At 73.3% G+C, this 25,786-nt stretch carries 26 protein-coding genes; 12 read left to right on the top strand and 14 right to left on the bottom strand.

The features are described from left to right. The first annotated feature begins 58 nt into the window (after positions 1 to 58). Positions 59 to 298 carry a hypothetical protein gene (locus tag IE200_RS01110; protein WP_191277515.1) on the top strand — a complete coding sequence of 80 codons (240 nt, stop codon included), beginning with the start codon at positions 59 to 61 and terminating at the stop codon, positions 296 to 298. A 67-nt stretch (positions 299 to 365) separates the two neighbouring features. Here IE200_RS01110 and IE200_RS01105 read toward each other — a convergent pair whose 3' ends face one another. Continuing rightward, the gene (locus IE200_RS01105) at positions 366 to 1,142 is read right to left on the bottom strand and encodes a lysophospholipid acyltransferase family protein (RefSeq protein WP_191277514.1); all 777 of its coding nucleotides are present in this window, start codon (positions 1,140 to 1,142) and stop codon (positions 366 to 368) included. 53 nt (positions 1,143 to 1,195) lie between these two features. Next, positions 1,196 to 1,975: a pentapeptide repeat-containing protein gene (locus IE200_RS01100; RefSeq protein WP_191277513.1), complete on the bottom strand. Its 780-nt coding sequence runs from the start codon at positions 1,973 to 1,975 to the stop codon at positions 1,196 to 1,198. Positions 1,976 to 2,211: 236 nt separating this feature from the next. Between IE200_RS01100 and IE200_RS01095 the strand changes: the two genes are divergently transcribed. Both IE200_RS01095 and IE200_RS01090 read left to right on the top strand, forming a co-directional pair. Beyond that, on the top strand, positions 2,212 to 2,961 hold the full coding sequence (locus IE200_RS01095; RefSeq protein WP_191277512.1) for a cobalt-precorrin-6A reductase: 750 nt from the start codon (positions 2,212 to 2,214) through the stop codon (positions 2,959 to 2,961). A gap of 4 nt (positions 2,962 to 2,965) precedes the next feature. Further along, a complete protein-coding gene (locus IE200_RS01090) occupies positions 2,966 to 3,466 on the top strand; it encodes a general stress protein (protein WP_191277511.1) in 501 nt (166 codons plus the stop codon). A 14-nt stretch (positions 3,467 to 3,480) separates the two neighbouring features. Here the strand turns inward: IE200_RS01090 and IE200_RS01085 are convergent, their stop codons facing one another. After that, positions 3,481 to 4,047: a TetR/AcrR family transcriptional regulator gene (locus IE200_RS01085; RefSeq protein WP_191277510.1), complete on the bottom strand. Its 567-nt coding sequence runs from the start codon at positions 4,045 to 4,047 to the stop codon at positions 3,481 to 3,483. 91 nt (positions 4,048 to 4,138) lie between these two features. Further along, positions 4,139 to 4,498: an SPW repeat domain-containing protein gene (locus tag IE200_RS01080; protein ID WP_191277509.1), complete on the bottom strand. Its 360-nt coding sequence runs from the start codon at positions 4,496 to 4,498 to the stop codon at positions 4,139 to 4,141. A gap of 212 nt (positions 4,499 to 4,710) precedes the next feature. Here IE200_RS01080 and clpB point away from each other — a divergent pair, with 212 nt between their 5' ends. Continuing rightward, positions 4,711 to 7,293: an ATP-dependent chaperone ClpB gene (clpB, locus tag IE200_RS01075; RefSeq protein ID WP_191277508.1), complete on the top strand. Its 2,583-nt coding sequence runs from the start codon at positions 4,711 to 4,713 to the stop codon at positions 7,291 to 7,293. A gap of 58 nt (positions 7,294 to 7,351) precedes the next feature. Further along, positions 7,352 to 8,185: a CPBP family intramembrane glutamic endopeptidase gene (locus IE200_RS01070; protein WP_229855938.1), complete on the top strand. Its 834-nt coding sequence runs from the start codon at positions 7,352 to 7,354 to the stop codon at positions 8,183 to 8,185. Positions 8,186 to 8,204: 19 nt separating this feature from the next. Here the strand turns inward: IE200_RS01070 and IE200_RS01065 are convergent, their stop codons facing one another. The 3 genes from IE200_RS01065 to IE200_RS01055 all read right to left on the bottom strand — a co-directional run bounded on the left by IE200_RS01065 (position 8,205) and on the right by IE200_RS01055 (position 11,969). Then, the gene (locus tag IE200_RS01065; protein ID WP_191277507.1) at positions 8,205 to 10,040 is read right to left on the bottom strand and encodes a M12 family metallo-peptidase; all 1,836 of its coding nucleotides are present in this window, start codon (positions 10,038 to 10,040) and stop codon (positions 8,205 to 8,207) included. Positions 10,041 to 10,110: 70 nt separating this feature from the next. Next, entirely contained in the window at positions 10,111 to 10,548 is a 438-nt protein-coding gene (locus IE200_RS01060) for a DoxX family protein (protein WP_191277506.1), read from the bottom strand. After that, a complete protein-coding gene (locus IE200_RS01055; protein ID WP_229855937.1) occupies positions 10,545 to 11,969 on the bottom strand; it encodes an FAD-binding oxidoreductase in 1,425 nt (474 codons plus the stop codon). Before IE200_RS01055 ends, IE200_RS01060 begins: the two co-directional genes overlap by 4 nt. Before the next feature lie 98 nt (positions 11,970 to 12,067). Between IE200_RS01055 and IE200_RS01050 the strand changes: the two genes are divergently transcribed. Together IE200_RS01050 and IE200_RS01045 are read left to right on the top strand one after the other, a co-directional pair. Next, positions 12,068 to 13,000, top strand: coding sequence for a 2-hydroxyacid dehydrogenase (locus tag IE200_RS01050; protein ID WP_229855936.1), 933 nt, complete (start codon positions 12,068 to 12,070; stop codon positions 12,998 to 13,000). A gap of 82 nt (positions 13,001 to 13,082) precedes the next feature. After that, a complete protein-coding gene (locus IE200_RS01045; RefSeq protein ID WP_191277504.1) occupies positions 13,083 to 14,900 on the top strand; it encodes a GAF domain-containing sensor histidine kinase in 1,818 nt (605 codons plus the stop codon). Here the strand turns inward: IE200_RS01045 and IE200_RS01040 are convergent. Further along, positions 14,887 to 15,351 (bottom strand): GNAT family N-acetyltransferase, encoded by a 465-nt coding sequence (locus IE200_RS01040; RefSeq protein ID WP_229855935.1) that lies wholly within the window; start codon positions 15,349 to 15,351, stop codon positions 14,887 to 14,889. The genes IE200_RS01045 and IE200_RS01040 overlap by 14 nt on opposite strands. A gap of 81 nt (positions 15,352 to 15,432) precedes the next feature. Between IE200_RS01040 and IE200_RS01035 the strand changes: the two genes are divergently transcribed. After that, positions 15,433 to 16,269 (top strand): SDR family oxidoreductase, encoded by an 837-nt coding sequence (locus tag IE200_RS01035; protein ID WP_229855934.1) that lies wholly within the window; start codon positions 15,433 to 15,435, stop codon positions 16,267 to 16,269. Between the two features lie 96 nt (positions 16,270 to 16,365). On the opposite strand, the gene IE200_RS01030 is transcribed toward IE200_RS01035, so the two are convergent. Further along, positions 16,366 to 17,178, bottom strand: a complete 813-nt coding sequence (locus IE200_RS01030; RefSeq protein ID WP_191277503.1) for an NAD-dependent epimerase/dehydratase family protein — start codon at positions 17,176 to 17,178, stop codon at positions 16,366 to 16,368. Positions 17,179 to 17,261: 83 nt separating this feature from the next. On the opposite strand from IE200_RS01030, the gene IE200_RS01025 reads away from it, so the two are divergent. Continuing rightward, a complete protein-coding gene (locus IE200_RS01025; protein WP_229855933.1) occupies positions 17,262 to 18,398 on the top strand; it encodes a YihY/virulence factor BrkB family protein in 1,137 nt (378 codons plus the stop codon). Here IE200_RS01025 and IE200_RS01020 read toward each other — a convergent pair. From IE200_RS01020 to IE200_RS01005, 4 genes are all read right to left on the bottom strand, one after another. Continuing rightward, entirely contained in the window at positions 18,395 to 19,348 is a 954-nt protein-coding gene (locus IE200_RS01020) for a PfkB family carbohydrate kinase (protein WP_191277502.1), read from the bottom strand. The genes IE200_RS01025 and IE200_RS01020 overlap by 4 nt on opposite strands. Continuing rightward, the gene (locus tag IE200_RS01015) at positions 19,345 to 19,899 is read right to left on the bottom strand and encodes a cysteine hydrolase family protein (RefSeq protein WP_191277501.1); all 555 of its coding nucleotides are present in this window, start codon (positions 19,897 to 19,899) and stop codon (positions 19,345 to 19,347) included. The genes IE200_RS01020 and IE200_RS01015 overlap by 4 nt, the downstream gene beginning before the upstream one ends. Before the next feature lie 105 nt (positions 19,900 to 20,004). Continuing rightward, positions 20,005 to 20,826: an ABC transporter permease subunit gene (locus IE200_RS01010; protein WP_229855932.1), complete on the bottom strand. Its 822-nt coding sequence runs from the start codon at positions 20,824 to 20,826 to the stop codon at positions 20,005 to 20,007. Next, complete coding sequence (locus IE200_RS01005) at positions 20,823 to 21,728, bottom strand: ABC transporter ATP-binding protein (RefSeq protein ID WP_191277500.1); 906 nt, start codon at positions 21,726 to 21,728, stop codon at positions 20,823 to 20,825. The genes IE200_RS01010 and IE200_RS01005 overlap by 4 nt, the downstream gene beginning before the upstream one ends. Before the next feature lie 205 nt (positions 21,729 to 21,933). On the opposite strand from IE200_RS01005, the gene IE200_RS01000 reads away from it, so the two are divergent. Together IE200_RS01000 and IE200_RS00995 are read left to right on the top strand one after the other, a co-directional pair. Then, on the top strand, positions 21,934 to 23,115 hold the full coding sequence (locus IE200_RS01000) for a hypothetical protein (RefSeq protein WP_191277499.1): 1,182 nt from the start codon (positions 21,934 to 21,936) through the stop codon (positions 23,113 to 23,115). 55 nt (positions 23,116 to 23,170) lie between these two features. Continuing rightward, entirely contained in the window at positions 23,171 to 23,971 is an 801-nt protein-coding gene (locus tag IE200_RS00995) for a hypothetical protein (RefSeq protein ID WP_191277498.1), read from the top strand. A 24-nt stretch (positions 23,972 to 23,995) separates the two neighbouring features. Here the strand turns inward: IE200_RS00995 and IE200_RS00990 are convergent, their stop codons facing one another. Then, positions 23,996 to 25,171 carry a pyridoxal phosphate-dependent aminotransferase gene (locus IE200_RS00990; RefSeq protein ID WP_191277497.1) on the bottom strand — a complete coding sequence of 392 codons (1,176 nt, stop codon included), beginning with the start codon at positions 25,169 to 25,171 and terminating at the stop codon, positions 23,996 to 23,998. A gap of 80 nt (positions 25,172 to 25,251) precedes the next feature. Here IE200_RS00990 and pyrE point away from each other — a divergent pair, with 80 nt between their 5' ends. Next, positions 25,252 to 25,785 (top strand): orotate phosphoribosyltransferase, encoded by a 534-nt coding sequence (pyrE, locus tag IE200_RS00985; RefSeq protein ID WP_191277496.1) that lies wholly within the window; start codon positions 25,252 to 25,254, stop codon positions 25,783 to 25,785. Position 25,786: the final 1 nt, after the last annotated feature.

Genomic DNA, 25,786 nt, shown 5'->3' with positions numbered 1-25,786 from the left:
ATCACCCCACCCGGACGCCTGTCGGTGGGGCCACGTAGGTTCACCGCGTGAGTGAGCGATGAGCAAGATGGACAACCTGCGGGCCATGCGCGAGGCGCGCTACGCCGAGGCGCAGAAGCGGGCCGCGTCGACGCCCACGCGCCCCAAGGCCCCGGTGGCCCCTGCCGCGTCGAAGCGAGTCGCCGAGCGCGCCGCGGACGCCACCGCCGCCGACGGCCTGTGCGGGCACCGCAACATGAGCGGTCGCACCTGCACCCGGGAGAGCGGCCACCCGCAGAAGAGCCACCGCTACTCCTGAGCCCCTCCCGCGTGGGTGAGAGCTTCACTCACCGGATCGCAGGGGGTGAGGCGGGTCGCGGCAGCGCTCAGGCCGGAAGCGCATCCTCCGGCACGCCGGTCGGGTGCGGCGCCGGCTCCCCGCGCAGCTCGGCCACCTGCGCGACCAGCGCGGCCATCACCTCGTCCGCCACCCGCCGCACGGTCGCGTCGTCGACCGCCACGTCGGCCGCCCCGTCCCCGGCGACGCCCGCGAGGCGGCGTACGTCGATCGGCTCGCCCACGGCCACGACCACCCGCGGGCGCAGCAGCGTGTTACGCAGGAGCCGGGCGGCGATGCCCCGGGTGCCGACGACGTGCTGGGCGCCGACGAGGGCGACCGGCACGACCGGGGCGCCGGTGCGCAGCGCGAGGCGTACGGCGCCGGTCTTCGCGCGTTCGGGCCAGTGTCGCGCGTCGCGGGTGATGCGGCCCTCGGGGAACAGCCCGACGGCCTCGCCCGCCTCCAGTGCCGTGGCCGCGGCGTCGAGTGACGCCGCGGCGGCGGAGGTGCCGCGCTGCACGGGGATGAAGCCGAGCCGCCGGACGAACGGTCCGACGAGGCCGGAGCGGAAGACGCCACCGGTCGCCATCAGTCGCAGCGACCGGCCCAGGCGCCGGCCCACGAGGGCGAGCAGGATGCCGTCGGCGAAGCTGGTGTGGTTGGCGACCACGATCACGGGACCGTCCGGGAGCCGCTGCTGCGGCAGCGAGCGGCGGGTCAGCTCCAAGCGGCTGACGGCGGAGACGACGGTGCCGAGCAGGCCGGCAGCGATGGCGTAGAGGAGCGCGGCCCGCAGACCGGGGCGCTGCCACGAGGTGTCCATGCGCCGAGTCTCGAGGATCGGGCGAGCGGTTGGCGCCCGTACGGGCACTCAGGTCACCAGTGACCGGGACGCGACAGCCGCGAGGGAAGGGTGGTCGTCGCGTCGCCGCGGGCGGCGTTGACCTGGGGCTGGGTGAGGAACAGCGCGGAGGAGAGGTCGCAGCCGCGTACGTCGGCGTCGCGGAGGTCGGCGCCGAGCAGGTCGACGTCGTCGAGGTCGGCACCGCGGAGGTCGGCGGCGATCAGCACGGCGCCGCGGAAGGTCCAGCCGCGCAGGTCGCCCAGGAGGTGCCGGCCGGCGAGGTCGGCGCGGGTGCGGTCCGCGGCTGCCGGCCACCGACGGCGTACGCGGTCGCTGGCTGCGGCGAGCAGGTCCCCGACGCGCTCGTGCAGGTCGTCGACGTCGACGTGGAGCAGCGGCTCGGGCTCGGCGGTCGTGAGGATCTCGATCTCCTTGCGGACCGGGCCGGTGGCCGGGTCGGGGGAGCGGCGCTCGGCCTCGCCCAGGTGGACGAGCATCTCGTGGAGCTGGCGCATCACCGACAGGACCGCGGCCATCTCGCCGAGGTTGTCCTGCTCGCGCCAGGAGACCCCGCCGTAGGTGACCTGCGAGACCTGCTGGCCGGCGCCGAAGCACTCGAAGACCGTGCAACCGGGCCAGCCGTCCTGGCGCAGGGTGTCGTGGATGCCGCACCGGTCGTCGGTGAGGAGGTGGAGGCACGGGGTGCCGCTGGGCTTGTCGACGCCGAAGCCGGACGCGGCCGAGAAGGGGAGCAGCACGCAGCACAGGCCGAAGCAGCGGGAGCAGTCAGACGTCAGCTCGGGGGATGCCACCCGGGGATCGTCGCACGCGGGCGTTGGACGGCCGCGGTGGAGGCCTGGGTCAGGCTCCGTACCAGCCGGCCTGGATGGCGAAGGCGTTGACGAAGAGCAGCGCGATGAACAGCACGGCGATGAACCGGTTGTCGAAGATCAGCTTGCCCATAGCATCCAGCATGCCGCGCTGTTCGCGGAATCAAACAGTTGAAGGGTAAAGATTTCCCCGGGGTCCCGCTCCCTAGGCTGGTTGCGTGACCGTACTGCTGCTCGCCGGGACCGGCGAGGCGCGCGAGCTGGCGACGCTCCTGGACGAGGCGGGGGTGGAGTTCGTGGCCTCGCTCGCCGGTCGGGTCGAGCGCCCGCGGCTGCCGGTGGGCGAGGTGCGCACGGGTGGCTTCGGTGGCGTGGAGGGGCTGCGCGCGTGGCTCGCCGAGCACGGAGCGACCGCCGTCGTGGATGCTACGCACCCCTTCTCCGAGGGGATGTCGGCCAACGCGGCCGCGGCCTGCGCCGCGTCGGGTGTGCCGCTGCTGCGGCTGGCCCGTCCCGGCTGGGGCGGTGCGCCCGGAGCGAAAGGGTGGCACTGGGTCGACGACCACGCCGCGGCCGCCGCGCTGGCCGCGTCGCTCGGCCGACGCCCGCTGCTGACGGTCGGGCGCCAGCCGCTCGGCCACTACACCGCGCCGCTGGCCGGCCACCGGGCGGTGGTGCGCGTCGTCGACCTGCCCGAGACCGAGGTGCCCGCTCCGTGGCTGGTGATGCTCGACCGCGGACCGTACGACCTCGCCGGCGAGCTCGAGCTGCTCGCCGAGCACGCCGTCGACGTGCTGGTCACCAGGGACTCCGGCGGCTCCCGCACGTGGCCCAAGATGGCGGCCGCCGGCCAGCTCGGCGTGCCGGTCGTGGTCGTACGCCGCCGCGCCGAGGTCGACGGCGTGCAGACCGTCCCGGACGCCGCCGCGGCGCTGGCGTGGGTCGTGTCGTCCTCGGTCGTATCGTGAGGGCATGTCGACCCCGGGCCTGAACCCCGCCTCGCCGCTCAAGCTCCAGTTCCCGCAGTCGCTCGCGGTCTACGACGACTACGCCCAGGCGCAGAAGAGCGTGGACTTCCTCGCCGACGCCGAGTTCCCCGTCGAGCAGCTGATGATCGTCGGCACCGACCTCAAGCGCATCGAGCGCGTGACCGGTCGGCTGACGTGGTCGAAGATCGCGGTCGGCGGCATCCTCTCCGGCCTGTGGCTCGGCATCTTCATCGGCTTGGTCTTCGCCCTGTTCACCGAGGAGAACCTGTGGCAGGTGCTCCTCGGCACGGCTTTCATCGGCGCGACCTTCGGCCTCGTCTGGGCGCTCATCGGCTATGCGTTCACCCGCGGCCAGCGCGACTTCTCCTCGATCACGCAGGTCGTGGCCACGAAGTACGAGGTGCTCGTCGAGCACAAGGAGGCCGCGCGGGCGCGCGAGCTGCTCGCCGGGCTGCCGGGCGCGCTGCCCGACCCGTTCGCCTGAGCCGGCCGCGACGCCTAGCCGGGACCGGCCGCCCCCACGGCCAGTGCCACGACGGCTGCCGCACCCTGCACGTCGGGTGTCGCGCCGCCGGCGCGGCGCGCGTTGGCATGGTCGAGCATGACCGACACGAAGGTCTCCGCGGCCTGGCGGCGCAGGGTCTTGGTCAGGGTCCACCCGACCGCCTGGTCCAGCGCTGACTCCGTCAGCTCCACGAGCGTGCGGCGCAGCCGGTGCAGGTGGTCGCGGACCTGCTCGTGGGTGCCGCTCTCGCGGAAGACGATGGTCCGCAGCACGAGCGAGTCGTGACTGTCGAGGCCGAGGCGGTGGTGCAGGGCCATCAGGGAGCCGGCGGGGTCGCCACGGCGTACGACGTCGGTCACCGCGTCCGTGGTCGGCACGGGCAGCCGCTCCTGCAGCAGGGTCAGCAGGAGGTCGATCTTGCGCGGGAAGTAGTAGAAGACCAGGCCCTTGGGCACCCGGGCCGCCTCGGCCACGCGGGCCGTGGGCGTCGCGTCGAAGCCGTCCTCGGCGAAGAGCTCCTCGGCCGCGTCGAGGATGCGTGTGCGACGGTCGTCGGCCATGGCTGCTCCTCGGGGTGTCGTGGTCAGGAGGTGTGCGAGGCACGGGCAGGCCGCCCTCCGCAACCTGCCCGTCGTCGACCGCCGGCACTTTCTAGTGCGGGATCGCGCGTTGATGCATCCTCTCCTCGACCTGGGGCACGGTCAGCAACCCGGCGATCACTGCGACGGCACCGACGATCCAGGCCGTCACGGCGATGTCGTTGTCGGTGCTGGCGACGTCCATCGCCCATGGGGACCCGACGAACAGCGCGCCGAGGAGCACCAGGGCGTACCCCGTCATCTTCTCCTCGGCCGCCGCCATCGCGCCCAGCGCGACCACGGCCGTGACGATCCCCAGGATCACCATCGTCCAGGTCGCGGTGTCGTCCATCTCGATGACGAGCGGCGACAGCGCTGCGGCGGCGCCGGCCACGGCCGCCGCCCAGAGCTGCCATCGCGTCCACCTCTCCATGAGTGGTTCCTCGCTCTCTGCGCTCGGACCCGTCGCTACCAAGGCGGATCACTCACCCTCAGGGTGCGCCTTGATTGACCGACCGGTCAAGGCCCGGTCCGGGAATTCCCGAGCGTGGAAAGATCCCGAACTTGAGGGGAATCGACTCAACTTCTGGCGCGTTCACCCAGTACGGACCACAGTGGTCCCAGCGAACCCACGGAGGAGTCGAGTTGAGCGCGTTCGGTGCCGAGAAGTTCACCACCCGCAGCCGCGAGGTCGTCGAGGCTGCCCAGCTGGCCGCCACGACCGGCGGCAACACCCACACCGAGCCCATCCACCTGCTCGTCGCCCTGCTCAAGCAGGACGACGGCACCAGCCGCAGCCTGGTGCAGAAGGCCGGCGTCGATCCGGCCACGCTCCTGGCCCAGGCCGAGCGCGTGCAGCAGCAGCTGCCCCGCGCCACGGGCTCCACCGTGCAGCAGCCCAGCGCGTCGGCGTCGCTGACCCGCGTCCTCGCCTCCTCCCTCGACCTCGCCTCGTCGATGAAGGACGACTACGTCGCCACCGACCACCTGTTCGTCGCGACCGCGACCGTCGAGTCGCCCGCCCAGAAGGTGCTCACCGACGCCGGCCTCAGCGCCGACGGCCTGCGCGAGGCGATCACCGCCGTCCGCGGCAACCGGCGGGTCACCAGCGAGGCGGCGGAGGCGTCGTACGAGTCGCTGGAGAAGTTCTCCGTCGACCTGACCAAGGCGGCCGAGGACGGCCGGCTCGACCCCGTCATCGGCCGTGACGCCGAGATCCGCCGCGTCATCCAGGTCCTGTCGCGCCGCACCAAGAACAACCCCGTCCTCATCGGCGAGCCCGGCGTCGGCAAGACCGCCGTCGTCGAGGGCCTCGCCCAGCGCGTCGTCGCCGGCGACGTCCCCGACTCGCTCAAGGGCCGCCGCGTGCTGTCGCTCGACCTCGCGGCGATGGTCGCGGGCGCGAAGTACCGCGGCGAGTTCGAGGAGCGGCTCAAGGCCGTTCTCGAGGAGATCAAGGACGCCGGCGGCCAGGTCATCACCTTCATCGACGAGCTCCACACGGTCGTCGGCGCGGGTGCTGGCGGCGACTCCGCGATGGACGCCGGCAACATGCTCAAGCCGATGCTCGCGCGCGGCGAGCTGCACATGATCGGTGCCACCACGCTCGACGAGTACCGCGAGCGGATCGAGAAGGACCCTGCGCTCGAGCGCCGCTTCCAGCAGGTCTTCGTCGGCGAGCCGAGCGTCGAGGACACGATCCAGATCCTGCGCGGCATCCAGGAGAAGTACGAGGCGCACCACGGTGTACGCATCACCGACGCCGCGCTCGTCGCCGCCGCCACGCTGTCCGACCGCTACATCACCGGCCGCCAGCTGCCCGACAAGGCCATCGACCTGATCGACGAGGCGTCGTCGCGGCTGCGCATGGAGCACGAGTCCTCGCCGGAGGAGATCGACGTGCTGCGCCGCCAGGTCGAACGGCTCAAGATGGAGGAGTTCGCGCTCGCCAAGGAGACCGACCCCGCCTCCGCCGAGCGGCTCGAGGTGCTGCGCAAGGACCTCGCCGACAAGGAGGAGGAGCTGCGCGGCCTCGAGACGCGCTGGGAGCGGGAGAAGGACCAGCTGCAGGGTGAGGGCGAGCTGCGCCGCCAGCTCGACCAGCTCAAGATCGAGGCCGAGAAGAAGCTGCGCGAGGGCGACCTCGCCGGTGCCTCGGAGATCCAGTACGGCCAGATCCCGGCGCTGGAGAAGCAGATCGCCGAGGTCGAGAAGGCCGAGGCCGCCGACATCGAGCCGCTGGTCGGCGAGGAGGTCGGCGCCGAGCAGATCGCCGACGTCGTCGAGGCGTGGACCGGGATCCCCACCGGCAAGATGCTGCAGGGCGAGACGGCCAAGCTGCTGGAGATGGAGTCGGTCATCGGCCAGCGCCTCATCGGCCAGCGCGAGGCCGTCACCGCAGTCAGCGACGCCGTACGCCGCTCGCGCGCGGGCATCTCCGACCCCAACCGGCCGACCGGCTCGTTCCTCTTCCTCGGACCCACCGGCACGGGCAAGACCGAGCTCGCCAAGGCGCTGGCCGACTTCCTCTTCGACGACGAGCGGGCGATCGTGCGCATCGACATGAGCGAGTACAGCGAGAAGCACTCGGTCTCGCGGCTCGTCGGCGCCCCTCCCGGCTACGTGGGCTACGACGAGGGCGGCCAGCTGACCGAGGCCGTGCGCCGTCGGCCCTACAGCGTGGTGCTGCTCGACGAGGTCGAGAAGGCGCACCCGGAGGTCTTCGACATCCTGCTGCAGGTGCTCGACGACGGCCGGCTCACCGACGGCCAGGGCCGCACGGTCGACTTCCGCAACACGCTGCTGATCCTCACCTCCAACCTCGGCTCCAACTTCCTGGTCGATCCGAACCTCATGCCGGACACCAAGAAGATGTCGGTGATGAACGTCGTGCGCTCGCACTTCAAGCCCGAGTTCCTCAACCGGCTCGACGAGGTCGTGATGTTCGACGCGCTGTCCAAGGACGACCTCGCCCACATCGTCGACCTGCAGCTCGCGCTGCTGGAGAAGCGGCTCGCGGTCCGGCGGATCACGATCTCGGTGACCGACGCGGCACGCGCCTGGCTCGCCGAGACCGGCTACGACCCGGCGTACGGCGCGCGACCGCTGCGGCGGCTCATCCAGTCGGCCATCGGCGACCCGCTCGCTCGCAGGCTGATCGCCGGCGAGGTGACCGACGGCGGCACCGTCACCGTCGACGCGGGTGAGGGTGGGCTCGTGCTCAGCTGACCGGTGCTCGACCAGCGGTCTGCGCCCTCCTCGACCAGCAGTCGGGGATGCTGGGCGCGTGACGACGACGACCGACGACGTACGCCCGTGGTGGAGGCTGCGGGACACGCCGGTGCCAGGCGGTGTCCCGGACCTGGCGAAGGCGCTGCTGTGGACCGAGCTGGCGCTCGTGCTGCTCGTATCGCTCGGCCGGTCGGCGGTCTACTCGGTCGTCAGCATCGTCTCCGCGCTGACGGCGCCGGGGCCGCTGTCCGCGCAGGCCGCCAACCTCAACAACTCGCTCGCCCCCGACCGGCCGTGGCTCGACCTGACCTACCAGCTGCTGCGGATCGCCTTCGCGCTCGTGCCGGTCGTTCTGGCGGCGTACCTCCTGGTCCGCTCAGGGACCCGGTTGCGCGAGGTGTGGGCCCGCGACGGCGGGTGGAGCACCTGGGGTGACTGGGGCCGCGGCGCGTGGCTCGCGGCGGGCGTCGGGTCGGTCGGGGTGGTGTTCTACCTCGCGACCTTCGCGCTGGGGACCAACCTCACCGTCGTGGCGCAGTCGCTGCCGGGGGAGTGGTGGCAGGTGCCGGTGCTGGTCCTGGCGGCCGCGGAGAACGCCGTGCTGGAGGAGTTCCTCGTGCTCGGCTTCGTGCAGGTGCGGCTGCGGCAGATCGGCTTCGGCGACACGGCGGCGATCGGCCTGGCGGCGCTGCTGCGCGGGAGCTACCACCTCTATCAGGGCCTCGGTGGCTTCGTCGGCAACCTCGTGATGGGCCTGCTCTTCGGCTGGCTCTTCCGCCGGTGGGGGCGCGTGATGCCGTTCGTGGTGGCGCACACGCTGCTCGACGTGGGCGCCTTCGTGGGGTACGCCGTGCTCGCCGGGCGGGTCGACTGGCTGCCGACCTTGTGACCCGCCCGGCGAGCGACGGTCAGCGGCGGACCTTGACCTTCTTCGAGGTCCGCGTCGCCTTCTCGTAGCCCTTCTTCTTCGTGGTGACCCGGACCGAGATCTTCTTGCCGCGGTCCTTGGCGCGCAGGCGGTAGGTGGCCTTCTTGGCCCCCTTGATCTTCTTCCCGTTCTTGAGCCACTGGTAGCGGACCTTGACGCTCTTCTTCGACGGCTTGGGCTTCCAGCCCTTGACCTTCACCGACAGCACGCGTCCGGCCCGCGGCGTGCCGCGCAGCTTGGGACGCGACGTCCGGAAGAGCGCCTTGCCGACGACGACCGGGGCCGAGGAGGCCGCCACGGCCTGGTAGAAGGGCGCGGACCCGGTGACCTGGAGGCTCAGCGTGCGCCCGATGTCCGATCGCGACAGCCGGTAGAACGGTGCGGTGGCATTGGGGACGGCGACGCCGTCGAGGAACCACTGGTAGCCGAGCTGCACCACCGGGGCCCACGGCGTGGTGGTGGCCGTGGCCGTCCGCCCCGAACGCGCCTCGCCGCCGATGGAGACCGCGCCCGGGTAGATCTGCGACTGGCGGTAGTTGGCGACGGCGGGCGCCTGCTCGCTGATCGCGAGGGCGTTCAGGGTCGCGGGCGTGCCGGTGACCCGGCCGTTGAAGCTGACGCCGGGGTTGGAGTAGTGGCCGACGCGCACGCAGTCGGGGCAGGTGGTCAGGTAGGCCATGACGGTCCGGAAGCCGCCGGCGGCGTCGACGTAGCCGCGGGCGTACGCCTTGCCGTCCGACGGCGGTGACGACGCGCCCTCGTCGTGCTGGGCGCTCAGGTTGTGCCCGACCTCGTGGGCGAAGGTGAGGGTGCCGGTCGCGCACTGGTCGGCCCAGACAGCGGTGAACGCCGCGATCTCGGGGTCGTACTGCGGCTGGAGGCCCCCGAGCCCGCCCAGGCCGCAGGCCCCGGTCGAGGGGGCTGGACCGCCGAGCCAGAGGCTGACGAGGTCGGCGTGGGTCTCCTCGCGCAGTGCCTGTGCCTCGTCGAAGGCTCCGTCGCCAGGAGTCCTCAGGGACCTGTAGTCGGCGAAGATGTCGCCCGACCCGGGCGCCGCGACCTGGCGCGTCCCGACCAGCCGGACCTGGGTCCCGATGCCCGAGGCCGCCAGCGCCTGGTTGACCTGCGCCACGCCGAGGGCGAACTGCGCCCGCATGGCGTCCTCGCCCACCGACGACGGGAGCGACGCGGTGTAGACGATGGCCAGGTCGATCACCGACGCGGCGTCCGCTGCGACGGGTGCCTCGACCGGGGCGTCGGCGGGTGCCGGGGCGGTCCGGGATTCCGCCTGCGGGCCGGCGCCGGAGCGCTCGGCGCGGCCGGCGGGCACGACGTCGTCGACGGACTCCGTGCGCGGCGGCACCTCGGCGACCTCGTAGCCGCCGCCGCGGGTGGTGCTGACCTCGAAGACGCCGTCGGTGGCAGACGTGACGCTCAGGTGGGCCACGCCGTCGACCTCGGCGGCGCTGAAGGTGCCCATCGTGCCGACGAGCGCGCCGGTCCACGACGTGGCGCCGGCGACGGACGTGCGACCGTCGACGGCGACGGTCACCGTCGTGTCGTCGAACAGCGTGAGGCTGACGCGGTCGCCGGCGCGTACGTCGCGCAGTGCTGCCGTGTCGAGGCGCACGGGGCGGGTGCGGGCTCCGTCGGCCGCCTCCGCGCCGCGGGTGGTCGGGGCGGCGCTCAGCAACTCGACGGTCCGGGGCTTCTCGGATGCCGTCGCCGTCGCGACGGGCGCCGGCGCGGTGCTGACCGCGAGCGCGATGGCGCACAGGCCGGCGACGCCGGTCATCGTGGTGCGGGTGGTGGTCATGGGGTCCCCCTGCTTTCTTCTCGGACCCCTTCGTGCCCCGCCCGGACGACCCCAAACCCGGATCGCGCGACTACTCCCCGGTCTCGACCTCCTCGCGCGCCTGCTGCTCGTCGGCGGCCGTGCGACGGCGGCCGAGCCAGCCCCCCGCCCACAGCGCCCACAGCACGAGCACGGGCTGGAAGAACAGCCGCACGAGGCGGGCGCGGTCGGTGTCGAGGCCGAACGCGTCGGTGCCCTCGACGTACTGGGCGATGTTGCCCGGGAAGATCGCGACGAAGAACGCCGCGAGCAGCGCGCCGACGGTGCGCCGGTGCCGCGGCAGGGCGACGAACGCGCTGCCGAGCGCGATCTCGACGACACCGGACCCGAGCACGGTGAGGTCCTCGTCGACGGGGAACCACTCGGGCACCTGGGCCCGGAACTCCTCGCGCTGGGTGGTCAGGTGCAGCACGCCGGCGGTGACCATGAAGCCGCCGAGCACCACGCGGCCGACGGTCTGCGCCTTCATGCGCCCACCTCCGCGACGGGTACGACGGCCCCGGGGTTCATCAGGCCGGCCGGGTCGAGGGCCTGCTTGACCGCGCGCATCAGGTCGACCTCGACGTCCGACTTGTAGGACGCGGCGGCCACGGCCTTCGTACGACCGAGGCCGTGCTCGGCGCTGATGGAGCCCTGGGTGGCCGCGACCGCGTCGTAGATCGCCGCGGTGAGCTCGCGAGCCGCGGCCCGGAGGTCGTCGTCGCGGCCCACGGGCGCGTTGAGGTTGTAGTGGAGGTTGCCGTCGCCGACGTGGCCGTAGGTCACCGGACGCACGCCCGGCAGGATCTCCTGCAGGCGTGGGCCCATCGCGTCGGTCCAGGCCGCGAGGTCGGCGATCGGCAGCGTGACGTCGTGCTTGAGGGTCGCGCCCTCGACCTTCTGCACCTCCGAGATGCCCTCGCGCAGCGCCCAAAGGGCGGACCGCTGCGCCGGGCTCCCCGCGATCGCCGCGTCGGTCGCCGTGCCGTCCTCGACCGCCTCGCCGAGCAGCTCCTCGAGCGTCGGGTCGAGGCCGTCGTCGGAGGGAGAGCCAGCGAGCTCGACCAGGACGTACCAGTCGCTCGGCTCCGACAGCGGGTCGACCGCTCCCGGCAGGTGGGCGAGGACGAGGTCGAGCGCCTGCCGGTTGGCGATCTCGAAGGTCGAGAGGTGCACGCCCCCGTGCTGCTGCGCGATGCCCAGCAGCGAGACCGCCGCCGCGACCGACGGCACCGCGACCCAGGCGGTCGCGTGCCGGGGCGTCGCGGGGAACAGGCGCAGGATCGCGCCGGTGATCACGCCTAGCGTGCCCTCGGAGCCGACGAAGAGCTGGGTCAGGTCGTAGCCGGTGTTGTCCTTGCGGAGCCCCCGCAGCCCGTCCCAGACGCGGCCGTCGGGCAGCACCACCTCGAGGCCGAGCACCAGCTCGCGGGTCATGCCGTAGCGCAGCACAGCGGTGCCGCCGGCGTTGGTGGCGAGGTTGCCGCCGATGGTGCAGCTGCCCTCGGACCCCAGCGACATCGGGAACAGCCGTCCGGCCTGCTCGGCCGCGGCCTGCACGTCGGCGAGGACGACGCCGGCGTCGACGGTGATCGTGCCGGCGACCGGGTCGACCTCGCGCACGCTCCGCATCCGGCCGAGCGAGAGGACGACCGCGGTGCCGGAGGGGTCGGGGACCCCGCCGCCGACGAGACCGGTGTTGCCGCCCTGCGGGACGATCGGCGTACGGGTCTCGGCGCACGCGCGCACCACCTCGGCGACCTCCGCCGTGGACCCGGGGCGTACCACCGCGAGGGCGCGGCCCTCGTGGGTGCCGGTCCAGTCGACGACGTAGGGGGCGACGTCGGCGGGCTCGGTCAGGACGTGGGTGTCGCCGACGGCCGTGCGCAGCCGTGCGAGCAGGTCGGTCACGAGTGGTCCTCCATCGTTCGGGGGCAGCGGTCGGCTCCTGCGCCACATCCTCCCTGACGCCGGGTTGACGTCGGCGCTCGCCCGGCGAGGATGGCCCGGTGAGCAGCCCAGCGCAGCACCCGGTCCGTGTCGTCCAGCTCGGAGGGCTGATGCCGTTCGTGCGCCAGTGGCTCGCGGAGCGCTACGCCGCGCCCGTGCTCGCGGACCTCGTCGACCCGGCGGGGGTCGAGGTCGCCGTGGTGGGCGGAGGCGCACCGGCGGGCGCGGACGAGATGGACGCCCTGCCCGACCTGCGCGCGATCGTGAACTTCGGCGTCGGCTACGACAACGTCGACGTCGAGGAGGCGCGCCGGCGCGGCATCGTCGTGTCCAACACGCCCGACGTCCTGACGGACGCGGTGGCCGACCTGGCGGCGTTCCTCGTGGTCGACGTGCTGCGCGGGTTCACCGCCGCCGACCGGTTCGTACGCAGCGGTGCGTGGGCGAGGGGTCAGCAGCCGCCGCTCACCCGGGACGTGCGCGGGGCAGCCGTCGGCGTCCTCGGGCTGGGGCGGATCGGCACCGCGGCGGCGGAGCGGCTCGAGGCCTTCGGGGCGGTCGTGCACTACCACTCGCGCAGCCCGAAGGACGTCGCGTGGACCTACCACTCGAGCCCGGTCGGGCTGGCTGCCGCGAGCGACGTGCTGGTGGTGCTGGTGCCGGGCGGCGCCGGGACCGACGGCCTCGTCGGCACGGCCGTGCTGGAGGCGCTCGGGCCCGAGGGTCACCTCGTCAACGTCGCCCGCGGGTCGGTCGTCGACGAGGACGCGCTCGTCGCCGCGCTGGAGGAGGGGCGCATCGCCGGGGCGGGGCTCGACGTCTTCGCCGACGAGCCCCACGTCCCGGCCGCGCTGCTCGGTCGTGACGACGTGGTCCTGCTCCCGCACGTCGGCAGCGCGACCACCGAGACGCGCGAGGCGATGGGCCGCTTGGTCCTCGACAACGTCGACTCCTTCCTCGAGCGCGGCGTCCTGGTGACCCCCGTGGGGTGAGACGGTGTCAGGGTTTCCCTGCGCCCTTCGGCGCCTGGGCATAAGGTCGACCCAACCGCCGCGACGACGGCAGGGGGTGCGGATGCAGGACGACTCGCGAGGCCAGTCACGAGGCCCGTTCCGCGAGCCTGCCCAGCCGTGGGCCGACGAGCAGACCCGCCGGCACCTGCAGGTGCTCGTCGAGGGTTTGGCCACCCTCGCCGGGTTCGAGCAGTCGTCCCTCACGCTGCGACGAGACGGTCACTTCGAGGTCGTCGCCGCAGCCGGCGTCGAGGACGGCTTCGTCGGCACCCGGGTGCCGTCCGCGTCGATCGAGGACGAGCTGGCCGGCGCGGACGAGTGGGGCGTGTGGCGATTCGTCCCCCACCACCGCGCCAGCGCCGAGGCCCTGGCCTACAGCCACATCCCCGACGTCACCCCGCTCGAGGGCGACGACGCCTGGCACCCCCTCGACCTGCTCGCCGCGCCGCTGCACGACGACCAGGGTCGCCTGCGCGGCCTGCTGTCGGTTGACAGCCCGCGCGACGGCAGGCTGCCGTCGGCGGAGAAGATGGCCGTCCTCACCCAGTACGCCGACGTCGCCCGCACCCTCGTGCTCCTCGCCCTCGAGCGCGACGAGCTGAGCGAGAAGGTCCGGATGGCGGCCGAGGCGCGCCAGATCGTCCGCCGGGCGCTGGGCGAGCCGACGCTGGACCTGGTCCTGGAGGCGTGCCGATCGGCTGTCGTCACGTGCTTCGACGCCGTCGGGATGTGGCTCACGGCCTTCGATGTCGACGGCGGCCCGGCGCGGACCACGTCCTTCGTGATGGGCGACGACTACGTCGTGCCCCCGTTCGCGGAGATCGACGACGACGTCGTCCGCCTCGCGCACCGCTACTGGGCCGACCAGTACGTCGCCCCGTTCTCCCGCAGTCGACCCGACCAGCCCGGGCTGCCGCCCGAGGACGCCGAGCGGCTGCTGCGGTTCCTCGACCGCATCGGCATCGGCTCTGTGCTCTTCGTGCCGCTGGGGGTGGGCCCGGAGTGCCTGGGGTTCCTCGTGCTGACCCGCGTCTCGGACTCCCGCCGCTGGACCGACGTCGAGATCGACGCCGCCCTCGACATCGGTCGCGACCTCGGTCGCGCGGTCGCCAACGCGCGCCAGCTCGAGCTCGAGCGGGCGGTCGTCGACCGGCTGCGCCGGCTCGACAGCTATCGCGTCGAGGTGGTCAACACCCTCGGCCACGAGCTCCGCAACCCGCTCTTCTCGATGAGCGCCAACCTCGAGCTGCTCGGCACCCACGATCTCGACGAGGACGCGCAGCGCACCGTCGCCGCAGCGACCCGCGGAGCGATGCGGATGCGCGCCGTGATCGACGACATGCTGACCATGGCGCAGGTCTCCGACCCCAACCGCGAGTTCGACCCGATGGCGGTCGACCTGCGACGGATCGTCCACGACATCCACGACGAGTGCCAGGCGACCGCTCGGGCCGGGGAGGTCACCTGCGACGTCGAGCTGCCGGACCGCCCGATGCTGGTGCCCGGCGACCCCGAGGAGCTCTACCGGCTCTTCGTGAACCTCGCGTCCAACGCCGTCAAGTACACCGACCCCGGCGGCAAGGTCACCGTCCACCTCGACACCGAGGGCGACACGGTCGTGGCCACCGTCACCGACACCGGGATCGGGATCTCGGAGTCCGACCGCGCGGGACTCTTCCGCGAGTTCTTCCGCTCCACCAACCCGGCGGCGCTCTCGCGCCCGGGCACCGGCCTCGGGCTCGCCATCGTCTCCCGGATCGCCAGCCGGCACGCCGCCACCGTGGACCTCGACTCCGAGCGCGGTCGCGGCACCACCGTGACGGTGCGGTTCCCGGCCTGGACCGGCGCGCTCGCCGAGGACGTCGTCAACCCCGCCTGAGGTCCAGCGTCATGAAGGTCGACAGCGGGTCGTCGGCGTACGCCCCGAACGGCGGGCACACGACGAACCCGGCCCGGGCGTAGAACCTCCGGGCCGGCTCGAAGAAGGCCATGCTGCCCGTCTCCAGCGACACGCGCTCCACCCCGCGGGAGCGAGCGTCGGCGAGGACGTGGTCCAGCATCCGCGTCGCGACCCCGCGCCCGCGGACCTGCGGGGCCGTACGCATGCTCTTGAGCTCCTCGTGCCTCCCCTCCAGTGCCGCCAGGGCGGCGGTGCCGACGAGGTCGCCGCCCTCGGTGCCCACCCAGAGCCGTACGCCGTGGCCCTGCAGCGCGGCGAGGTCGAGCGCGTGCCGGCTCTCGGGCGGCGCGGTGGGCTCCATGTCGTCGAGGTGCGCCTGGAGGAACGCCGCCAGCCGTGGGTCGGCGAAGTCGGCCCGGGAGATCTGCACGCGGTGATTGTGCCGGGCGCGGGCGACGTCGGTGGCAGCGGCCGCGCCGTATCGACACGGCCGGGTCGGGTACTCGGGGTCATGAGCGATCGACACGCCGACCAGACGCCCCAGGACCCCACCGACTTGCACCAGCAGCCCGACACCGAGGGCGAGCAGCTGCCGAAGCCCGGTGACGAGGACTCCGTGACCCGGGAGATGGGCGACAGCCCGGACCACGGCGAGGAGTCGTACGTGGGCCACGACCGGCTCCTCGACCAGGTCGCGGTGATCACGGGCGGCGACTCCGGCATCGGCCGGGCGGTCGCGCTGGCCTTCGCCCGCGAGGGGGCCGACGTGGTGATCGCCTACCTCGAGGGCGAGGACGACGACGCCCGCGAGACCGGGCGGCTCGTCGAGGAGGCGGGGCGCCGCGCGGTGCTCGTGCCGACCGACCTCGTGCGGGAGGAGGCGTGCCAGGCGCTGGTCGACCGGGCGGTCGAGGAGCTCGGTCGCATCGACGTCCTCGTCAACAACGCGGCCTACCAGATGGCGCAGCCCGGCGGGCTGCCCGACATCACCACCGAGCAGCTCGACCGGGTGATGAGGACCAACGTCTACGCGATGTTCTGGCTGAGCCGCATGGCGCTGCCGCACATGCGCCCGGGCTCGTCGATCATCAACACCTCGTCGGTGCAGTCGAGCTCGCCGTCGCCGGAGCTGCTCGACTACGCCTCCACCAAGGCGGCCATCGTGAACTTCACGCGGGGCCTCGCCGGGTCGGTCGCCGAGAAGGGGGTCCGCGTCAACGCGGTCGCGCCGGGGCCGATCTGGACGCCGCTCATCCCCGCGACCATGCCGCCGGAGAAGGTCGACGGGTTCGGCGAGCACACGCCGCTGGGGCGCGCCGGCCAGCCGGCGGAGGTGGCGCCGGCGTAGGTCTTCCTCGCCTCGGCCGAGGCGAGCTACGTCACCGGCGAGGTCCTCGCCGTCACCGGTGGCATGCCGGTGACGATGTAGCCACGCGCTGTCACGTCACCGGACCGCGGCGTAGCCCTCCCGGTAGGACGGGTAGGCGGGGGTCCAGCCCGTCGCGCGCAGCCGAGCGTTGGAGAGCCGCTTGCCGTGCCCCTGCGTGGGGTCGGCGGGCGGGGGAGGCGGGGCATCGAGTCGGGACGCGAGGTACGCCGCCACGTCCCCCATCTGCGCCGGCTCGTCGTCGGTGCCGAGGTAGAGCCGCTCGGGCAGCGCGGCCATGGTGAGCAGGTGCACGACGGCGGCGGCCGCGTCGGTGCGGTGGATCCGGTTGGTCCAGCGGTGCGGATCGGTGACCCGCCCCTCGCGGACCTGGTCGACCATCCGCGTGCTGCTGCCGCCGTACAGGCCGGAGAGGCGGAGCACGATGCCGTGCGGCACCCGCTCGTGGAAGGCTTCCTCCGCCGCGACGAGCATCCGGCCCGGCCCGTCGGTCGGCGCGGTGGGGGCGGTCTCGTCCTCCGGCTCGGGCTGCTCGCGGCTGCCGTGGACCGCGGTCGAGGAGACCATTACCGCCCGCTCCGGCGGCTCGACGAGGGCGTCGAGCGCTCGCACCATCCCGTCGACGTACGTCGCCCGGTAGGCCTCCTCGGTCCGCGGTCGTGCAGTTAGCGCGACGACGACGAGGCGCGGGCGTACGTCCGACAGGTCCGGGGCCGCAGCCGTGAGGTCCACCGACCTGCCGACGAGCGGCGCCGGCACCCGCGCGGCGTCGCGGCGCAGGGCGAGCACGTCGTGGCCGAGGTCGGCGAGGCGCAGGCCCACCGCGGCGCCGAGGTCGCCGGCTCCGACGAGGAGGACGTCTGCAGTCACGCGGCCACCGTAGCGAGACGGCCCCCGTGGACGAGTGCGCACGGACGCGCATGGAGGGGTCGGGCCCCGGGCACTGGACGCGCATGACGCATCGAGCAGACCCGACCGCCGACTCGAGGGCCGACTCGCGGGACGACTCGCGGGACGACGCCGCAGCCGTGGGCACCGCCGCGGAGTCCACGAGCGCCGAGCGGGAGCGGACCGCCCCGCCGGCCGACGCCGCGCACAAGCCCGACTCGCCCGACGACCTGGTGAAGCCGACGTGGGGGTACGCCCTGCGCAAGACCGTGCGCGAGTTCGGCGACGACCAGTGCACCGACCTCGCCGCGGCGCTCACCTACTACTCGGTCCTCGCGCTCTTCCCGGGCGCGATCGCCCTGCTCTCGCTCGTCGGGCTGGTCGGCGACCGCCGGCAGACGGTCGACACGCTGCTCGACATCCTGCGTGACGTGGGCGCCACGTCCGCGGCCGACACCCTCGAGCCGACGCTGGTCGCGCTCGCGTCCAACGAGAGCGCCGGTCTCGCTCTCGTCATCGGCCTCGCCGTGGCGCTGTGGTCGGCCTCGGGCTACGTCAACGCCTTCGGTCGCGGGATGAACCGCATCTACGAGATCGACGAGGGCCGGCCGATATGGAAGCTGCGGCCGGTGATGCTGCTCGTCACCCTCGTCACGGTGCTGCTCGCCGCGGCCGTCGCGCTCGGCCTCGTCCTGACCGGTCCCGCCGCCGAGGCGGTCGGCCGGGCGATCGGCCTCGAGACCGTGGCCGTGACGGTCTGGGGCATCGCGAAGTGGCCGGTCCTGCTCGGCGTCGTCGTGGTCATCGTCGCGCTCCTCTACTACGCCACGCCCAACGTCAAGCAGCCGAAGTTCCGCTGGATCAGCATCGGCGCCCTCGTCGCGATCGTGGTGTGGGTGCTCGCGTCGGCGGCGTTCGGCTTCTACGTCGCGAACTTCTCCAGCTACGACAAGACGTACGGCTCGCTGGCGGGCGTGATCGCCTTCCTGCTCTGGCTGTGGATCACGAACCTCGCGCTGCTCTTCGGCGCAGAGCTCGACGCCGAGATCGAGCGCGGGCGCCAGCTCCAGGCCGGGATCGCCGCCGAGGAGGAGCTCCAGCTGCCGCCGCGCGACACCCGCAAGTCGGAGAAGGCGGCGAAGAAGGAGCGCGAGGACGTCGAGCGGGGCCGGCGGCTGCGCGAGTCGCGCGGGCGCTCCTAGGCTCGCGCCCGGTCGTCCCCGGCGAGGAACGCGTCGACCTCCGCCGCGGTGGGGGCCGACTCCGGACCGCGCCGGGTGACCTTGATGGCCGCCGCCGCGTTGGCGCGCCGGCAGGCCTCGACCCACGCGGTGCCTGCCGCGACCTCTGCCAGCAGCGCGCCCGTGTGGGTGTCGCCGGCGCCGTTGGTGTCGACCGGCGCCTGCGGGAAGCCGGGGACGTACGACGTCTCGCCCGCCACGTGCACCGCGCAGCCCTCGGGGCCGTCGCGCACGATCGCGACGGCGTCACCGCGGAGCAGGGGCGCGACGGCGGTGGTGAGGGCGGCGAGGTCGCTGGGCGGCTCGTGCCCGAGGGCGCGCAGGAGCTCCTCGGCCTCCTCGGCGTTGCTCGACCAGACGTCGGTGACCTCGAGCATCGCGAGGCGTACGTCCTCGGGCAGCCCGGCGAACGCGGCGCCGGGGTCGAGCACGACGACCACCTCGGGTGGCAGCGCCGGCAGCCACGCCAGGAGCGGGTCGCGGGTGCTGTCGAGGGCGAGGGAGAAGCCGGTGACGCAGACCAGGTCGCCGGGCCGCGGCCCGGACGTGCCCAGCGAGTCGACGGAGATCCGGCGCTCGGCACCGAGCGTGGTCACGAACGTCCGCTCGGCGCTCGGCTCGAGCATGACCACGCAGATCCCGGTGTCGAGGTCGTCGACCGGGGGAGCGGAGACCGTGATGCCGTCGCGGCCCAGGGCCTCGCGGACGAGGTCGCCGTGGGGGCCGGTGCCGTGCGCGCCGGCGTGCACGCAGTCGGCGCCGAACCGGGCGGCCGCCAGCAGCACGGTCACCGCGCCCCCGGCGTAGTCGGTCGCGGACGAGGCCATCACGTTCTGGCCGCGGTCGGGGAGGTCCGGCACCTCGACGACGACGTCGACCAGCGCCTGGCCGGTGTGGATCACCCGGCTCACCGGGCGTCCTCCGCGAGGACCTCGTCGCTCGTGGCGAGGGTGATCTGGGGCGGGTAGAGGGCCATCACGTCCATCGCGGCGCGGTGGTTCTGCGGCGTCGAGCCCGCGCACGCGTCGGTGACGACCGTGATCGTCGCGCCCGCGTCGGCGGCGGCGAGCGCGGTCGAGATGACGCAGCAGTCGGTGCTCACCCCGGTGAGCACCAGGCGGGGGGTCGGCCCGGTCACCGCCGCCAGCTCCGGCCCCCACTTGCCGAAGGTGGGCAGCGAGACCGTCGTCGTGCCCAGGTCCCGCGCCTCGGGCACGAGCGCGAGCAGCGGGTCGTCGGCCGTGACGTCGGCGAACGGCCACGCCGCGAGGTACGCCGCCCAGCTGCCCTGCGGGTCGCGCGCCGGGACCCAGCGGGTGACCACGGTGCGCTCACCGGCGACGGCGGCGAGGCGGCGTACGGGCTGCACGATGTCCGGGAACATCGGCGAGCCCCACGCGCTGTCCGGCGAGGCGAAGATCCGCTGCGGGTCGATGACGACCAGCCAGGCGTCGGGGTGCATGCCGCCACCCTGTCAGAGGCGCCTGTCAGAGCCCCACCTCCGGGAAGGACACCAGCGGCCGCCGGTCCCCCGACCGGCAGCCGCTGGTGGGCACGAGGGAAGGACCTACTTCACCTCGGCACGCAGGATCACGCGCAGGCCGACGGCCAGCGGGATCCAGAGCCACACCAGGGTCGAGACGCCGAGCTGCTGCCAGTACTCCGCGGTCATCGTCTGGTCGAAGAGCCGGGTGACCGCGAAGTTCACGTCGACCCACGGCTGCAGGTCGCGGAACCACTCCTGGAACGCCGCCAGCGTCCCGAACGCCACCGGCAGGACGAACGAGTAGACGAAGTAGCCCACGATCGCGCCGGCCGAGCTGCGGAACAGCACGCCGAGCATCAGACCCATCAGCATCCCGAGCACGTTGGCCAGCACGATGTTGCCGAACTGGGCGAGCGTGATGTCCCAGGTCGCGTCGAGGCCGGTCACCGCGGTGCCGACGACGTTGCCGAGCGCGCCGACCACGAGCGCGACGAACATCGCCGCGACGCCGACGAGCAGGGTCGCCACGACCTTGGCGGTCATCACCCGGCCGCGCCACGGCACGAGCGTGTAGGTCGTCAGGCCGGTGCGCTGGCTGTACTCGCCGGTCACGGACAGGATCGCGATGATCGGCAGCACCACCGACAGCGGCATGCCGATCGCGGTCGAGAAGGTCTCCTGCGTGATCGCGGTGTCCGGGGCCCAGATGATCACCGCGGCGCTGGCGAGCACCGAGACGATGCCGACGCTGGCCATCAGCCAGAAGCCCGCGCGCGTGTCGAACATCTTGCGCAGCTCGACCCCCACCAGTCGGGTCGTCGGGATGGGGCGTACGGCGCGGGTCGCCGGCGGCGGGCCGTCGCTCGTACGGGTCGGGGCGGCGGGCGGGAACGTGGTGGTCATGCTGCTGCTCCTTCGCGGGAGGTCTGGGCGGTGAGCTCGAGGAACATCTCCTCCAGCCCGGCGCCGTCGGCGGCGCGCAGCTCGCGCAGGGCGACACCGGCGCGGTGCGCGGTCTCGCCGACGAGCTCGGGATCGGCGTCGGCCCGCAGGCCGCCGTCGATCGGGGTGGTGACGACCGCCGACTCGTGCAGGGCACGGGCCAGCCGGTCCTGCTGGGAGGGGTCGGCGGTGCGGACGAGGGTGCCCGCCGCGGCGAGGAGTTCGGCCTTGCTGCCCTGCGCCACGATGCGGCCCTGGCCGATGACCACGATGTCGTCGGCGATGACCTCGATCTCGTGCAACAGGTGCGAGGAGAGCAGGACGGTGCCGCCGTCGTCGGCGAAGCCACGCAACAGGTCGCGCATCCAGCGGATGCCGGCGGGGTCGAGGCCGTTGGCGGGCTCGTCGAGGACCAGCACCTGGGGGTCGCCGATCAGGGCGGTCGCGATGCCGAGGCGCTGGCGCATGCCGAGGGAGTAGTTGCGCACCCGGCGCCCCGCCTCGTCCTCGGTGAGGCCGACGCGGGCGAGGGTCTCGGCGACGCGGGACCGGGGCAGGCCCATCGTCTGCGCCGCGACCGCCAGGATCTCGCGGCCGGTGCGTCCCGCGTGCTGCGCGGACGCGTCCAGCAGCACCCCGACCTCGAGACCGGGGTTGACCATCTCGCGGTAGTCGCGGCCGGTGATCGTGACGCGGCCCGAGGTCGGCCGGGTCAGGCCGACCATGATGCGCATGGTGGTGGACTTGCCGGCGCCGTTGGGGCCGAGGAAGCCCGTGACGCGACCGGTGGCGGCCGTGAAGGACACGTTGTCGACGGCCGTGAACCGGCCGTACTGCCTGGTGAGGTGCTCGACGCTGATCATGGTCCCAGCCTCACCGCGGCACGGTGTCCCGCGCATCGGGGACAGGGCCCCTCAGCCCCCTGAGGACGACCCTGAGATGACCCCCAGCCACCAGTCGGTAGTTCGGGACGAACTGGTAGGCGATCCGGCCCTCGGACCTACCGGAACGTCCCTGACTACCGGGGCGGCAGGTTCGAGGTTGTGGCCCCCTTGGGACAATGGCCGGGTGAGCCAGCCCACCACGCAGCGTCCGCCCCAGGTCACCCTGGCCTCGGGCATCGTCATCTTCTCGTCGGTGGTGGTGCTGCTGACCGTGTGGGAGCGCGTCACCTCCCTCGGCTCGCTCGAGACCCAGGAGGCGATCCGGGAGGTGCTGGCCGAGTCGCCCTTCTCCTCCCTCGACCTGACGGTGTCCAGCACGACCGACCTGTTGCGGATCGCCTGCATGGTCGCCGCCGTCTGCGCCTGCGCCACCGCGATCCTCGGCTGGTACGTCCGCAAGCCCGACCGCTCCGCGCGGCTCGGGCTGACGGTCTTCGCCGTGCTGGTCTTCCTCACCGGCCTGCCCGCCGGCGGCCTCGCCGGCTCGTTCGTCGCCGCGGGCGCCGCGATGCTGTGGATGCAGCCCGGGCGCGAGTGGTTCGCTACTGGGCGCTGGACCCCGCCCGAGCCGTCCGGGACCAAGGAGAAGGACCTCGGCAGGTCGACCGACCGTCCCGACCCGTGGGGCCGCCCGCCCCAGCCGCCCGAGCCCCCCGCCGGCGGGACCCCCGACGCGCCCGGCCCCCCGCCGCCGGCCACCCGTCCCTTCGGCGAGCCGCCGTCCGCCCAGCAGCCCGGCCCGCGCCCGGCCGAGTCGCCGTACGGCCAGCCCTACCCCCAGCCCTCCGCTCCGTCCCAGCCCCAGCCCCAGCCCCAGCCCCAGCCGTACGCCGCCCCGACGGGCAGCTGGCCGCAGCACGCGCCCGTCCCTGCGCGTCCCGGCGCGATGGTGGCGGCCTTCGTCATCACGGTCGTCACGGCCGGCGGGCTGCTCGGCCTCTCGGTGCTGTGGCTCGCGATCGCCGGGCTCTCGCCCGAGTTCCTGATGAGCATCATGGAGCAGCAGCAGCCGGAGCTCGTCGCCGACGGCCTCACGCTGCAGGACCTGCGGACGACCGTGTTCGCCGTGGCCGGCGCCTTCATCGTGTGGTGCGTGGTCGCGCTGACGCTCGCCGGGTTCGCGATGGCCCGCCGTGCGTGGGCGCGCCGCGGCCTGATGGTCAACGCGGCCTTCAGCGCCGTCGCGTGCTTCGCGCTCGTGCTCAACGCCCCGCTGGTGCTCGTCCCGGCGGCCGCCGCGGTCGCCACGCTGGTGTGCCTGCGACGCGTCGAGGTGCGCCGCTGGTTCTCCTTCGACGCGCGCTGACCGCCGCCCACCGGCGCGGTGGGTCGCCGTTGGCCGGGCGTGGTGAGATAGCCCCATGAGCGAGCCCAGCGACCCCGGCCCGACGCACACGCCGTACGGCCAGGACCCCTACGGTCCCCCTCCGCAGGGGAACCCCTACGGCCAGCCGCCCCCCGGTCAGCAGCCGTACGGCCAGCAGTACGGCCAGCAGTACGGCCAGCCGGCCGGCGACCGCCGCCCCGGCACCGTGACCGCCGCGGCCTGGATCACGATCGTCCTCTCCGGCATCACCGCGTTGTTCCTCGGCCTGGGCGCCCTCGGCCTCGTGGTCGCGCGCGGCGACCTGGTGGACCAGATCGAGCGGGAGATGGAGTCCGGCGCGGTCGGCACCGACGTGCAGATCGACCCGGAGTCGATCGTCGGCGTCCTGGTCGCCGTGATCCTGGTGCTCCTCGTGTGGGCGTTGGTCGCCCTCGTGCTGGCGGTCTTCGTGCTGCGCCGCTCCAACGTCGCGCGCATCCTGCTCGTCATCTCCAGCGGCGTCGTCGCGCTCCTGTCCCTCATCGGCATCGGGAGCGGGATCTCCGTGGTGTCGCTCGTCGGCGCCGTGGCCACGATCGTGCTGCTGTTCGTCGGCGGTGCGAGCGAGTGGTTCAGGGGCACCTCCGCGGCTGTCGGGACGCCCACGCCGTACGGCCAGGGCTACCCGGGATCGAACCCCTACGGTGCCCAGCAGGACCCCTACGGCCGCAGCGACAACCCCTACGGCCAGGACAACCCCTACGGCCGCAGCGACAACCCGTACGGCCAGCAGCCGCCGGCCGACGGCGGCTCGAGCGGTTCGGACTACCCGCCGAAGGACTACCCGGGCCGCTGAATCGGACGCCGTGCTGGTCCGCGCTCAGCGGTGGAGGTCGGCCTCGGCCAGGCGTCGCAGTCCCTCGCTGATCACCTCGGGCTGCTTGCAGAACGCCCAGCGCACCAGGTGCCGGCCGGCGTCGACGTCGTCGTAGAAGCCTTGCGTCGGGATCGCGACGACCCCGGCCCGCTCGGGCAGGGCGAGGCACAGCTCGCGGCCGTCGGCCCAGCCGAGGTGGGACACGTCGGTCGTCACGAAGTAGGTGCCCTCCGGCACGCGCGGCGTGAGCCCCGCCGCGGCGAGGCCGTCGCACAGCAGGTCGCGGCGACCCTGCAGGTCGCGGGCGAGCGCGCGCGGCCAGTCGGGCTCGTGGTCGAGGGCGTGCGCGACGGCGGGCTGGAGTGGTGAGCCGGAGGTGAAGGTCAGCCACTGCTTGGCCGCGAGGACCGCCTGCACCAGCGGCGCGGGTCCGGTGGCCCAGCCGACCTTCCAGCCGGTGAAGGAGTACGACTTCCCGGCGCTCGACAGGGTGAGGGTGCGCTCCCACATGCCCGGCAGCGTCGCGATCGGCACGTGCGCGCGGCCGTCGAAGACGAGGTGCTCGTAGACCTCGTCGGTCACGACCAGGACGTCGTGCTCGACGGCGAGGTCCGCGATCAGCTGCAGCTCTTCGCCCGTCAGCACCGTCCCCGTCGGGTTGTGCGGCGTGTTCAGCAGCACCAGCTTCGTCCGGTCGGTGATGGCTGCACGGAGCTCGTCGGGGTCGGGCCGGAAGGCAGGCGCCCGCAGCGTGACCGGGCGGCGCTGCGCACCGCACATCTCGAGCATGGCGACGTAGGAGTCGTAGTAGGGCTCCAGGACGACCACCTCGTCGCCCGGGTCGACCAGCCCGAGCAGCGCGGCCGCGACCGCCTCGGTGCACCCGGTAGTCACCACGACCTCCCGGTCGGGGTCGACCTCCAGGCCGTAGTTGCGCTGCTGGTGGCGCGCGATCGCCGCGCGCAGGGCGGGCACCCCGATGCCCGGGGCGTACTGGTTGGCACCCGACTCGAGCGCGGCCTCGGCCGCCGCGACCACCGATGCCGGACCGTCGACGTCCGGGAAGCCCTGGCCGAGGTTGATCGCACCGGTGCGCAGCGCGAGCGCCGACATCTCGCTGAAGACGGTCGGCGGGACGTGGGCGAGGCGGCGGGCGAGGGGAGGGGCGGTCGCGGACATGCCCTCGAGGTTAGTGCGGTCACCGTCCGGCGGGATCGGCCCTCCGCCGCGCCGGCCCGCCACCCCCTAGGCTGCAAGGCGTGGTTGACGAGACGCTCGCACGCGACATCGACGCGGCCTGCCGCCTGACCGGGGAGTTCACCCTGCGGTCCGGGCAGGTCGCCGACACCTACTTCGACAAGTACCTCTTCGAGGCCCGGCCCGAGCTGCTGGACCGGGTCGCGACCCGGATGCTCGACCTGCTGCCCGAGGGCACCGAGCTGCTCGGCGGCCTCGAGCTCGGCGGCATCCCGATCGCCACGATGGTCTCGGCGAAGACGGGTCTGCCCGCCCTGTTCGTGCGCAAGAAGGCCAAGGAGTACGGCACCTGCAAGCTCGCTGAGGGGCCCGACGTCGCCGGCCGGCGGATCACGATCATCGAGGACGTCATCACCACCGGCGGTGCCGTGCGCGACGCCACGCGCGAGCTGCGGGCGGCCGGCGCGACGGTCGAGGTCGTCGTGTGCGCGATCGACCGGTCCCCGGCCGGGGAGGACCCGTTGGCCGACGTGGGCCTGGAGGTCCGGTCGGTGCTCACCCGCGCCGACCTGGACGCCGTACGCGCAGATGGCTGAC

Origin of the sequence: Nocardioides flavus (ex Wang et al. 2016) (assembly GCF_014653115.1) — a bacterium.
Lineage (GTDB): Bacteria > Actinomycetota > Actinomycetes > Propionibacteriales > Nocardioidaceae > Nocardioides > Nocardioides flavus.
The sequence above is the reverse complement of the archived record's forward strand: the minus strand, read 5'-3'. Positions and strand labels throughout refer to the sequence as shown.